The sequence below is a fragment of the Massilia arenae genome (assembly GCF_008014745.1).
GTDB lineage: Bacteria > Pseudomonadota > Gammaproteobacteria > Burkholderiales > Burkholderiaceae_D > Telluria > Telluria arenae.
Genome location: NZ_VPFD01000022.1, coordinates 63181 through 76043, shown reverse-complemented (window position 1 = coordinate 76043; position 12863 = coordinate 63181). Strand labels below are relative to the sequence as shown.

4 protein-coding genes are annotated in these 12863 nt (G+C 72.1%); 2 read left to right on the top strand and 2 right to left on the bottom strand.

Going from position 1 to position 12863, the window contains the following annotated elements; genetic code table 11:
• Window positions 1-172 precede the first annotated feature (172 nt).
• The gene (locus FVD38_RS18910; RefSeq protein ID WP_147936259.1) at window positions 173-8293 is read left to right on the top strand and encodes a GH36-type glycosyl hydrolase domain-containing protein; all 8121 of its coding nucleotides are present in this window, start codon (window positions 173-175) and stop codon (window positions 8291-8293) included.
• A 10-nt stretch (window positions 8294-8303) separates the two neighbouring features.
• Entirely contained in the window at window positions 8304-9173 is an 870-nt protein-coding gene (locus tag FVD38_RS18905) for an outer envelope protein (protein WP_147936258.1), read from the top strand.
• Between the two features lies 1 nt (window position 9174).
• Here the strand turns inward: FVD38_RS18905 and FVD38_RS18900 are convergent, their stop codons facing one another.
• Window positions 9175-10659, bottom strand: a complete 1485-nt coding sequence (locus tag FVD38_RS18900) for a DUF2779 domain-containing protein (protein WP_147936257.1) — start codon at window positions 10657-10659, stop codon at window positions 9175-9177.
• A 38-nt stretch (window positions 10660-10697) separates the two neighbouring features.
• Entirely contained in the window at window positions 10698-12803 is a 2106-nt protein-coding gene (locus FVD38_RS18895) for an AAA family ATPase (protein ID WP_147936256.1), read from the bottom strand.
• Window positions 12804-12863 lie beyond the last annotated feature (60 nt).

Genomic DNA, 12863 nt, shown 5'->3' with positions numbered 1-12863 from the left:
TCCCGGCCGCCTGCCAGCCCGGCAGGCGGTGTGTGTACGCCAGCGCACGGTAACTTTCCGGTCCTTTCCCTAGCATGGAGTCAGCCGTGCGCGCCCAGCATTGTTTGTCTGGTCTCTTGCCCTGACTACCCCAGGGTGTCCCACCGCGCACGCCTCCACCCCGAGGTCCCCGTTGAAAGTTGAGAACGACAAGATGCCCTCCGGGCAGCATGCGCCACATGGCGCCGGCGCCACCGCCCCCGTGGCGCTGCTGGCCGCGAATGCGGAGGCCATCGTTCGTTCCTGCGATACGCTCGACCGCGCCATGCGCGCCGGGATCGAACTGCCGCCCGCCGGCGCACGCCTGCTCGATGGCTACCACCTGCTCGACACCCAGCTGCGGCTGGCGCGCGCACAAGCGCGGCAAGTCGCCGCCCACGGTGGCGCCGCGCGTGTCTGGGATCTGGCGGTCGACGCGGTGGCGCGCGCCGACGGCGTCGTCGATACCGAAGAACTGGCAAGCATTCTCGCCGCCAGCCAGCAGGACGCGCCGCTGCGTGTCGCCGAACTCGATGCGCTGCCCGCGCTGTTGCGTCTCTCGCTGATCGACCGGCTGGCCGCCCTGGCGGCGCGCGCCGCGCATGCCTGCGCCGGCCGCGAACGCGCCGCCGCCTGGGCCGCGCGCTTTCTCGACACCGCCGAGGCCCGCCCGGGCGACCTGGTACTGCTGTTCGCCGACATGGCGCGCAGCGAAGATGCGGACAACGGCGCTTTCATCGCCGAACTGGCGCGCCGCCTGCAGGGCCGCGGCGCGGCGCTGGCACGGGTAGCGGACTGGCTCGACGCGCGCCTGGCGGATGGGCAGGGCAGCATCGCCGCGTTGACGCAGGACGAGAGGAGCAGCCAGGCGCAGGATGCCGTCGTCGCCGGCAACGCCCTGGCCAGCCTGCGCGCGCTCGGCGGCGTCGACTGGCGTGCATTCACCGAGCGCCTGGGCGTGGTCGATGCGCTGCTGCGCGACGATCCGGATGGCAGTTATGCGCGCATGGACGGCGCCACGCGCGACCGCTATCGCCACACGATCGCGCGCCTGGCGGCCTCGCTTGGCGTGAGCGAGGCCGCGGTGGCGCAAGAGGCGATTGCGCTGGCCGGCGTGCATCGCGCGCCGGGCGAGGGCGGGCTCGATACGCGCATCCGCCACGTGGGCCATTACCTGGCCGGCCCTGGCCTGGCGACGCTCGAGGCCAGGTTGCGCGGACGGCGTGGATGGGCACCGCGCGTTCGCGCTGCATTACAGGGTGCTTCCCCCGGCATGCATACCGGCGCCACGGCTGCGCTGGCCCTGCTGTTTACGGGAGCGGGCCTGGTTCACGCCTGGCAGGGCGGGGCCGGGCCGCTGCTGCTGGTCCTGATGGGCATCCTGGCGCTGCCGGTCGCCGGCGCCCTGGCGCGCGCCCTGATGGACATGGCGGGGCGCTGGCTTGGCCGGCCCGAGGCCATGCCGCGCATCGACGTGGCGGCCGGCATTCCTGACGATGCGCGCACGCTGGTGGCCGTGTCGGCGCAGCCGGCCGATGCCGCGCAGCTCACGGCGCTGTGCGAAGATCTCGAGGTGCGCTACCTCGGCAACCGCGATCCGCGCCTGCGTTTCTGCCTGTTGCTCGACCTGCCCGACGCACCGGATGCAACGCTGCCTCTCGACGCCGACCTGCTGGCCCAGGCGGGCGGCGCGATCGAGGCGCTCAACCGCAAGCACGGTATTGAACAGGACCGCCCCTTCATGCTGCTGGCGCGTGCGCGCACCTGGAGCGACGACCAGCAAGCCTGGATCGGCCGCGAACGGCGGCGCGGCCAGCTGGCCGACCTGGATGCCTGGCTGTGCGGTGCGCGCGAACGCTTCGCGCTCGCGGTCGGGAACCTCGGCGGCGCGGCCGAGATGCGCTACGTGATCGCGCTCGATGCCGATACCGGCCTGCCGCGCGACGCCGCGCGCAGCCTGGTGGCGGCGATGGCGCATCCGCTGCACCGGCCGTTGCAGGATGAAGCAGGCCGGGTACTGGAAGGCCATGCCATGCTGCTGCCACGGCTCGGGACCGCCTTGCCGCAGCCGGGCGCGATGCGCTACCAGCGCCTGTGGCCTGACGGTGGCCATGGCTGGGCCGCGATCTACGACGTCGATGCCTGGCGCCGCGCGATGGGTCTCGAGCTGCGCGACGAGGGCCGGGCGCAACCCGGCGCGGTCGAGGAAGACCGCCTGCGCGCCGCGCGCGTGGACGACCTGCGGCTCGATGCCGCGCATCCGGGCAGCTATGGCGAACACGTGCTGCGTCGCCATCGCGCCTTGCGCGCCGCCTGGCAGGAAGCGCGCCGCCTCGGGCGGGGCGCCGATAGCCTGCGCGCCGCGCGGGTGCGCCGGCGCCTGTTCGACACGCTGGCCGGGAGCCTGGCCGCGCCGGCGTCGATCGCGCTGCTCGTGTTGTGCTGGAGCCTGCTGGCCGCGCCCGTGTTCTGGGCCGTGGCCATCCTGGCGCCGCTCTGGCTGCCGGCGCTGCTCGACCTGCTTGCCACGCTGGCCGGCCGCGCGCCGGATGCGCCGCTGCGCCAGCACCTGGACGCCTGGGTGCGCGGCGCGCGCACGACCCTGGTGCGCGCCGCGCTGGCGCTGGCCTTCCTGCCGCACCGGGCCTGGCTCGATGCCGACGCGGTCGTGCGCGGCCTGTGGCGGCGCGACGTGAGCCGCCGCAAGCTGCTCGAACTACGTCTGCCGGCACTGGCGCGCGCCAGCACCGCGATGGAGAACACCTGGCGCACGATGTGGTTCGCGCCGCTGCTGGCGGTCGGCGTCGCGGTGCTGCTGACCTTCGCCAACCCCTACGCCCTGTTCGCGACCGCGCCGCTGCTGCTGGTGTGGTTCCTGTCGCCGGTGCTGGCCTGGTGGGTCAGCCAGCCGTCGCGGCGCGGCATGCGCCTGGCGAAGGGGCAGACCCTGTTCCTGCGCACGCTGGCGCGCCGCAGCTGGGCCTTCTTCGAGCAGCACGGCGCGGGCCGGCACGGCCTGGCGCCGGAAGCCGTGTTCGACCATTCCGAACCCACCGTCGACGAGCGGGTGTCGCCCGCCAGCATGGGCTTGACCCTGCTGGCGACCCTGAGCGCGCGCGACTTCGGTTATCTGCCGCTGGGCGGCCTGCTCGCGCGCAGCGAGCAGGCGCTGGCATCCGTGGCCGTGCTGGAACGCTGGCATGGCCATCCCTTCGAATGGTATGACGGCGTCACGCTCGCTCCCCTCGAACCGGCCCGTGTCGATACCGCGGCCAGCGGCGGCCTGGCGCTGGCGCTGCGCACCTTCGCCGCCGGCCTCGACGAATTGCCGGACCGGCCGATCTTCGACGCGGCCGCGCTGGACGGCATCCGCACCACGCTGTGCGTGACGCGCGAGCATGCGCCGCCGGACCTGCTGCCGGCGCTGGACGCGATGGACGAGTCCCTGGCGCCGGGCCGTCGCCGCGCCACCGATACCTTGCCGGGCCTGGCCGACTGCCTGCGCGGGGTCGCGGCCAAGGCGGCCGAGCTGGATGCCGGCTTGCCAGGCGACGCCGCCCCCGCATTGCGCGCCTGGACGGCACGTTTGGCGCGGCAGTGCGCGGCGCAGCTGGACGACCTGCATGCGCTCACGCCCTGGACCCGCGCGGTGCAGGAGTACGTGCTCGATGCCGGCCTGACCCGGATCCCGACCTTGCGCGAGCTGGCCGCGGTCGAACCGCCAGGCGACAACGCGGGCCTGGCCCAGCTGGTCGCACAGGGGCGCGACTGCGCGCGCGAACGCATGGACTGCATCGCGCGCCTGGCCGCGCAGGCGCGGCAAGCGGCGCGCATGGATTTCGGCGCGCTGGTCGACCCGTCCACGGGCCTCTTGGCCACCGGCTGTCACGTACGCGAGGGGCGCGATGGGCGCCTGGACGGCGACAGCTGCGACCTGCTGGCGTCCGCGGCGCGCATGGCCAGCTTCGCCGCCGTCGCCCAGGACCAGCTGCCGCAGCGGCACTGGTGGGCGCTCGGCCGTCCCTTGCGCATGACGGGGAGCGGCGCGCTGCTGCTGTCGCGTACGGGCGCGCTGGCCGACTATCTGGCGCCGCAGCTCGTGATGCCATCGTTCCGCGACACCCTGCTGGACGACGCCGGCCGCGCGGTGGCGCGCCTGCAGGCGGCCCATGCCAGGGGCCGGGGTCTGCTGTGGGGCTATACCGAATCGGGCTGCAACGCGGTCGATGCGGCGGCGCGCTACCGCGTCGGGTATTTCGGCCTGGACGCCGCGGCGCTGCAGCGGCGCGCGGCCGACGACCTGGTCGCCGCGCCCCATGGCGCCGCGCTGGCACTCAGCGTGGCGCCGGCGCTGGCGGCGGCCAATCTGCGCCGCATGGCCGAGCAAGGGCTGCTGGGCGAAAGCGGCTTTCATGAGGCGCTCGACTATGCCCCGGCGCGCCTGCCGCAGGGTGAACGCCAGGCGGTAGTGCGGGCCCAGCTCGCGCGCCACCAGGCCACGACCCTGCTGGCGCTGGCGCGCCACCTGCAGGGCGAACCGATGCAGCGCCGCTTCATGCGCGATCCCGAACTGCGCGCCGCGCTCGGCCTGCTGCAAGAGGCGGCGCCGGCCGCCGGCGCCGAGCCGCCCCTGCGTTACGAGGCCGGCCTGGCGCTTGAAGGCGTCGCGGCGACCCGCCCCTACGCGCGCGTGCTCGCGCCGGACGCTTCGCCGCTGCCCGAAATCCAGCTGCTGTCGAATGGCCGCTACCACCTGGTCGTCGACAGCGCTGGCGCCGGCGCCAGCCGTTGGGACGGAGCCATGTTGACGCGCGCCGGAAACGGCGAGACCGGCCTGGCCCTTCACGTGCGCGATACGGCCTCCGGCGCCACCTGGGCCAACGTCCTGCTGCCCGGCGCGCCGGCGCCGGACGAGGTCGAGGCGGTGCTGGCCGAAGGGCGGGCCAGCCTGCGCCGCGTGGACCACGGCATCGAGATGCGCACCGATGCGGTGGTGGCCCCTGGCGACGACGTCGAGCTGCGCCGCATCCGTATCGTCAATCGCGCGACAGAAGCGCGCACCCTGGAGTTGACGGGCTGCGTGGCGCTGGCCGGGCCGCCGCTGGAAGAGGGCGGCAGGAGCGGCATCCGGATCGAATTCGACGGCGCCGCCGACAGCCTGCTGTGCGTGACCGAGGCCAGCGCACCCGTCCTGGTGCACCGCATGACGGTGCGCGCGATGGCGCGGCAGCCGAGCGTGGAAACGAATCGCGCGCGCTTCATCGGGCGCGGCCATGACTTGTGCCGGCCGCAGGCGGTGAGCAACGGCGGCGCGCTGCCGGGCCTGGACCCGGAGCCCGACGAAGCGCTGCTGGCGCTACGGCGCGGCGTGACCCTGGCGCCGGGGCAGGAGATCACGGTCGACCTGGTGCTGGGCGCCGCCGCCAGCCGCGCGCTGGCGCGCGAGCTGGCGGCGCGCTATGGCGTCGCTCACGAAGTCGACCACGCGATTGAGGCCGCCTGGACCCTGGCCCAGGCCGAGCTGCGCCGCGCCGAGATCGGCGAAGCCGACGCCCAACTGATCAACCGCCTGGCCGGATGCCTGCTGCAGCCCACGCTGGCGCTGCGCGCCGATCCCGCCGTCATTGCGCGCAACCTGCGCGGGCGGGCTGACTTGCCGGCGTATGGCGTCGCGGACGACTTGCCACTGCTGTTGCTGCAACTGGGCGAGGGACCGGACACCGGCCTCGCGCGCCAGCTGTTGCAAGCCCACGGCTATTGGCGCGGCCACGGCCTGGCGGTCGACCTGCTGGTCCTGTGCGACAGCCGCGCGGCGCGCGAAGCCCTGATGCACCTGGCGGTGCCGCTGGTCGATCCGTCCAGCTTCGACCAGCCCGGCGGACTGCACCTGCACCTGAAGGAAGACGTGCCGCACGAAGACCGCATCCTGCTGCGCGCCGCCGCCAGCGTGCTGCTCACGGGCGAGCGCGGCGACCTGGCCGACCAGCTGCGCCGCGCCGGGCGCGCGGGCAGCGCCGTGGCGGCGCCATTCGTCGCCACCACGCCGGCACAGGCATGGACCGCGGAATCATCGGCCCAGGCCGCGCCGGAACTGATGTTCGACAACGGCACCGGCGGCTTCACGCCGGATGGCCGCGAATACGTGGTGCGCAGCGGTCCTGGCATCGCCGCGCCTGCCGCGCCGTGGATCAACCTGCTGGCCAACGATGCCTTCGGCAGCATCGTCTCGGAGCGCGGCCATGCCGTCAGCTGGAGCGGCGAGCGCGCCACGCGCCTGACGGCGGGGGACATTGATGCGGTCGCGCCCCAGGGTGGTGAAGCCTTCTACCTGCGCGACGAGGACAGCGGCGCCGTCTGGTCGCCTACGCCGTGGCCGGCGCCGTCGCCAGAGGCGTACACGACGCGCCACGGCATCGGCTACAGCGTGTTCGAACACCGCGCCCACGGCATCGATTCCGCGCTGCGCTGCTTCGTTGCCCAGGACGCGCCGCTCAAGTACAGCGTGCTGCGCCTGCGTAACGACAGCGATGCGCCGCGCCGCCTGAGCGTTACCGGTTATGTGGAGTGGTTGCTGGACGATTGCCACGCAGCGCCAGGCCTCCAGGTGGTGACCGGACGCGATCTGGCCAGCGGCGCGCTATTGGCGCGCAATGCCTTCGGCGCGGGCTTCCATGACAAGGTCGCGTTCTTCCACGTCGACGCCGAGCAGGTCGCCGTGACCTGCGACCGCCAGGAGTTCATCGGCAGCCTGGGCTCCATCGCGCGGCCGGCGGCGCTGGAGCGTGCCGGGCTGTCGGACGCCGCCGGCGCGGGCTTCGACCCGTGCGCGGCGCTGCAGGTCGGCGTCACCCTGGAGCCGGGCGCCGAGTGCGAACTGGTGTTCGTGCTGGGCGTGGCCGGCCCGGGCAGCCTGGACGCCAGCGCGGTCGTGCAGCGCCATGGCACGGCGCAAGCCGCCGCCGCCGCATGGCAGCGCCTGCGCGACTGGTGGGAGCACACGCTCGGCGCACTCACCGTGCACACGCCCGACCCCGGGTTCGACCTGCGCGTCAACCGCTGGCTGCCTTACCAGGCGCTCGGCGCCATGATGGGCGAGCGCGATCCGGCGCTGCGCCTGCAGTCGGCCCTGGCCTGCGTCCACGCCCGCCCCGAACTGCTGCGCGAAGCCTTGCTGGGCGCCGCGCCCGCATTCACGACGGGGGCCGATGTCGAGGACTTCCTGTGGCTGCCCTACGCGTTGACGCACTATCTGTCGGTAACGGAAGACCATGCGCTGCTGGCGGTGCCCGTGTCGGACCGTGACGATCTGTACCAGCACTGCGTGCACGGCCTGCGCGGCTGCCTGCGCTTCGGGCCGCGCGGCCTGCCGCCGGCGGCGGGGCGCCTGCATGAGGAAGGCGTCGCCGGCCGCGTCGAAAGCGTACGCCTGGGCTTCTTCATGGCGGCCGTGTTGCAGCGCTTCGCCGAGGTGGCCGACCGGCGCGGCGACTTCGGTTTCGCCACCACCTGCCGCGGCGCGGCGCTGGCGCTGCGCGCCCAATGCGAGGAACACGGCTGGGATGGCGACTGGTACCGCTGGACCTGGCTGGACAGCAGCACGGCGCTCGGCTCGATCGCCAATGCCGCCTGCCGCGTCGAGCTGTCGACCCAGTGCTGGGCGCTGGAGGCCGGCGCGGCGCAGGGACCGCAGGCGCTGCGCGCGGCGGTGCGGCGCCTGCGCATCGACGGCGCCGTGCCGCGCTGCGATCCGCCGGTGGATGGCGACTGGAGCGAGCGAGTGAGCTCGAGCCCTGGCCAGGACCACCGCGCCACCGCCTGGGCCGCGGCCGGCTTCGCACGGCTGGGCGACGCCGGCAGCGCATGGCAGCTGGCGCGCATGCTCGACCCGATGGCGCAGGGCGACGGGCCGCCCTACCTGATGAGCGGTGGCCTGCGCACGATCGCACCGCATGCCGGCCGCGCCACCGGCGGCTTCGCTACCTCTTCGGCGGCGTGGACTTGCGTGCTGTTCGTCGAAGCGCTGCTGGGCCTGGAACGCCGTGGCGACGCGCTGCGTTTGAGGCCGCGCCTGGCGCCGGGTTGGGATGGTTTCAGCCTGCGCTACCGGCATCGCGGCGCGTTCTACGAGATCACGGTGCGCGCCACGGAGGGTACTGAAGAGATGCTGCTGGACGGCCAACCCTGCCCCGATTGGACGGTCGTGCTGCGCGACGACCGCCGTGACCACAAGGTAGAATTGCGGGTTACGCGCACGCCGACAGCGCCGGAAGCATAGGAACAAGATCATGAACATCGTCACCCGCGCCCTCGGCTGCGGCGCCTGCCTGCTGGCCGCGGGATTCGCGGCCGGTCCCGCGCAGGCGCTCGACTGGAGCGATACCGCCGTCAGCTGGCGCTACGGCAGCCGCTTCGCCGAGCCCTTCAATCCGGACCACATCGACAAGCACGTCCTCGCGCTGACCCACGCCAGCGGCTACAAGTACGGCAGCAACTACTTCAACCTCGACTGGCTCAAGTCGGACCGCAACGATCCGCGCTCGCTCGGCGGCAGTGCCGGCGCCGAGGAAGCCTATCTGCTGTACCGCCACACGCTCGACATCGGCGCGCTGAGCGGACGCGAGCTGCGCTTCGGGAAGGTGAAGGGTGTCGGGCTCACCGCCGGCTTCGACGTCAACACCAAGCGCGACGTCGGCTACAACTCGCGCAAGCGCATGCTGGTGCTCGGACCGACCCTGATGTGGGACGTGCCGGGCTTCCTCAGCACCAGCATCCTCCTGATCCGCGAAAGCAATGCGCCGAGCGGCGCCTTCGCCCCGATCTCCGACGTGCGCGGGCGCTACAAATACGAGAACCACCCGATGCTCAACGTCAGCTGGGGCATCCCCCTGAACGAACGCTGGGCCTTCGAGGGATATGCCAACTTCATCGCCGAGAAGGGGCTGGACGAAACCGGCAACCCGACCGGCGCCGAGACCAATATCGACATGCAGCTGATGTACGACGCCGGCGCGCACTTCGGCCAGAAGAAGAACCGCTTCCGTGTCGGCGTCGAGTACCAGTTCTGGAACAACAAGTTCGGCAATACCCGCGCGACCACCGGCGGGCTTGGACAGCGCGCCAGCACGCCGATGATCCGCGCCGAGTATCACTTCTGAGCTATGTTCCGCTGAAGTAGCGCCACAGCCGCACCATGGCCAGCGTATCGAGCCGGCAGTAGTCCAGCAACTGCGTCTCGATCGCGCGCTTGCGCGCCGGCGCCGTGCCGGCCGCGATCGCTTCCAGGTAGGCCTGCATCGCGGCGCCGCCATCCTGCACGCCGTCCAGGTCGTCGTAGCGCAGGTCGGGCGCGACCGCCGGCAGCACTTTCTTGATGCTCCAGCTGCCCTCTTGCGATGGGTGGTAGTAGCGCTCGCGCGCCACCGGCAGCAGGTCGACCACGCGTGTATTGATCGCCAGCAGCGCATCGTGGAGAAGCGGGAAGCGCTCGGCCAGTTCCTTGATGCGCGACTTCTCGAAGCCGACGTTGTACACGAACACGGGGCCGTGCTCGCCGCAGGCCTCGATCAGCGCGACAGCGAAAGCGTGCGACGGATCGTCGCCCGAGATGTCGAGAAAGGCGGCGTGTTCGATCTCGCCTTCGCGATCCATCCGGTGCACGCTGAACTGGAACGGGATCATCTGGAACGGCCGCGTGCCTGGCCAGACCGGCACCGCGAAGGCGATGGTCTCGAAGTCGAGGAAATACCCCGGCAGCGGATGCGGCGCCAGGTCGGCGGCGGCGCCGGCGGCATCGAAATAGGCCTGTCCCGACATGGTGTGCTGCTTCACGCGCAGCTGCTTGTCGCTCAGCAGCGCATCCGGGATGTCGCGCATATCGAGCGCGCCATCGTCCACGCACTGCCTGGCCGCCTTGCTGCGCAGCTGCGGCAGCCAGGCGACCGGAAATTCTGCTTGCGGCTCGCCGCCGGCGCAATGGGCGGTAAAGCCGCAGTCGTAGGGACTGGCGCAATGCTTGCCGGGCTTGATGTCGGGTTCGTCGATCGAGGCCGCCACGGCGCGCGCGCCGGCCACCCAGGCTGCGACTTCGTGCCCGCGGCCGAAGGCTTCCTGGGTCAGGTCTTCCTCGACCAGCAGGCCGCGATAGTCGCCGCCTCCCGGATAGACCCAACTGCTGTCGATATGGGCCAGCGCAATGCCTTCCAGGGCCACCCCGGCGTCCAGCGCCACCCGCGCCTGGATCGCGGCATCGTCGCGGTGGTAGTCCTTGACCGAGGTCGAGGACTTGACCTCGACCATGCGCCAGCGGCGCGGCCCCTGGCCCGATACGGGAAGCAGGACGTCCACGAAGGCCATGGCGCCGCCGGCGGCGAAGCCGGCCTCGAAGATCGGCCGGCCGGCATCGAGCAGCGCCAGGCTGCGCGCCAGCGCCGCATCGAAGCCTTCGGTGTGCGGATCGAGCAGGGCGCCCGTGCCGTGCGGGTCGTACAGGCTGCGCGCCAGGTCGCCGACCTGGTGGCCGGCGGCGAAGGCCGCCATGCTCGTCGCATTGTCCGCGCGCAGCGCAGGGCGGTGCAGCTCGAGCCACAGGCGGCGCTCGCACTGGCGATAGGCCATCAGCCTGGATTTCGAAAGACGTCGCATCGTTTCTCCTTCTGAACGGTGATTATGGCATTGCGGGTTCAGGCGAGGAAGCCGATCGATGCCTGGCGGCCGCGCTTGAGTGCGCACTCCTGCTCGAGCGCCTCCACCAGTTGCGCGCAACCGGCAAAGGGGGCGAAGCGGTGGCGCCGCGCCAGGGCGGCGAAGTCGCCCGGGGTCAGCTGCGCCATGCCTTTCACGCGCTCCGCCTCGGATGGGCAGGGCGGCGCCAGGCCGAGGGCGGCGCACTGGCGCTCCAGCATCAGCAGCGCCTGTTCCGGGCGCAGGTAGCCGAAGCGCAGCTTGAGGTCGAAGCGGCGCAGCGCGGCCGGGTCGATGTCGTCCATCAGATTGGTCGAGGCGATGAACACGCCGCCGAAGGCTTCCATCCGGGTCAGCATCTCGTTCACGCGCGTGACTTCCCACGAGGCGCGCGCGCCTTCGCGGTTGCGCAGGAAGCTGTCGACTTCGTCGATCATCAGGAGCGCGCCTTCGCGCTCGGCCTGGCGGAAGGCCTGGGCGACCGCCTTTTCGCTCTCGCCGACATATTTCGACATCAGTTCCGAGGCGCTGCGCAGCATCAGCGGCATCTCGAGCTGTTCGGACAGCCAGCGTCCGAAAGCGCTCTTGCCGGTGCCGGGCGGGCCGTACAGGCAGATGCGGCCCGAGCGCGCATGCTGCAGGCCGGGCAGCAGCGCCGCCAGTTCGGTGTCGGCGTTCAGGATGGCCGGGTCGTAATCGGACGGCAGCCGGCTGGCGGCGCCGGCATCCAGGCCCGCATGGCCTTGCGCCTCGAGCGAGCGGTTGGCGAGCCAGGCGACGGCGCGCGCGGCGCCGCGCGCGTCGAACTGGTCGCGGATCGTGCGCACCACCGAGGCCACGCGGTCGACCACGGCCGGGGCCAGCGTCTCGACCTGCGCCATGCGCGCCAGGGTCGGGGGATCGACCAGGTCGCCGCAGGCGGCCTGCAGGATGCGTTCGCGCTGGGCGCGCGGCGGCACCTGCACTTCGACCAGCACGTCGAAGCGGCGCAGGAAGGCCGGGTCGATGCCGTCGATCGAGTTCGACAGCCACAGGGTCGGCACCTGGTTCTGTTCCAGCGTGCGGTTGATCCATGCCTTGCGCCGCTGGGCGGTGCTGCGCTGCCCGAACATGCCGTCGTCGGCAAACACGTCCTCGACCTCATCGAACAGCAGCAGCGCGCGGCGGCGGTCGAAGAAGCTCTGGGCGGCGCGGTAGGCGCGCAGCCGGCGTTCGCCGCCGACCGGGTCGCCGTCTTCGTCTTCGCTGGCCACTTCGAACAGCTCGCAGCCCAGCTCCGCCGCCAGGGCGCGCGCCAGCTCGCTTTTGCCGGTGCCGGGCGCGCCATAGACGAACACGTTCACGCCCTGGTGGACGCCGTCCCTGGCCACGGTGCGCGCCAGGTAGGGGCGCAGGATGGCCAGTTCCTGTTCCAGGTGGGGAAAGTCGTCCAGCGTCAGGCGCGCCGGGGCGCTCGGCGCCACCGTGTCGCGCAGCAGCGAGATCGGATCGGCGTCGAGGCCGACGACCGAGTCGGCGAAGCGGTTCGACAGCAGATCGAGCTTGCTGCGCAGCGAGCCGTTGATGGCGCGGTCGACGGTGAGCAGGCCCGAGCGCGCCAGCACGCCGCCGGCGCCCAGCGCGGCGCGCACCGCGTCCGGCTGCAGCTCGAGCAGCGTGGACAACACGTCGACGATCTTCGCGGCCGACAGGTTGCCCAGCATCTCGGCGGCGTCGTCGAGGATGCGCTCGTGGTGCAGCATGGTGGCGAATTCGAGGATGCGGCATTCGGTGGAGGACATCCCGACCAGGGCCGCCAGGCGCGCCACGTTGGCGTGCAGGATCGCGGGCACCTTGCGCTCGGCGTCACGCCCGGCCTCGCGCTCGGCCTCGCGGTGCAGTTCGCGCAGGCGCGCGCGCACCAGCGCCGCATCGAAGCCGCGTTCGTCGTCGTCGATCCAGTCTCCCAGTCCCAGCGCGCGCGCCAGGTGGTCATTGGAAAAGCACATCGACCCGACCAGGTCGCGGTGGCCGCCGAGCGGCATCATGATGCGCAGGACCCACAGGCTGACGGCCGGGGCGAGGTCTTGGGGGACGGGACGGGAACGGCGGCGGCGTACGGTCAAATTGGCTCTCCTGGTGATGGGGTGACGTCATTGTGCGGCACGGGTGCGACGGTTTGTGTC

Excerpts from the sequence above, each read along its gene's own strand:
- FVD38_RS18900 (WP_147936257.1), bottom strand. The coding sequence starts at position 10,659 with ATGCGACGTCTTTCGAAATCCAGGCTGATGGCCTATCGCCAGTGCGAG.
- FVD38_RS18905 (WP_147936258.1), top strand. The coding sequence starts at position 8,304 with ATGAACATCGTCACCCGCGCCCTCGGCTGCGGCGCCTGCCTGCTGGCC.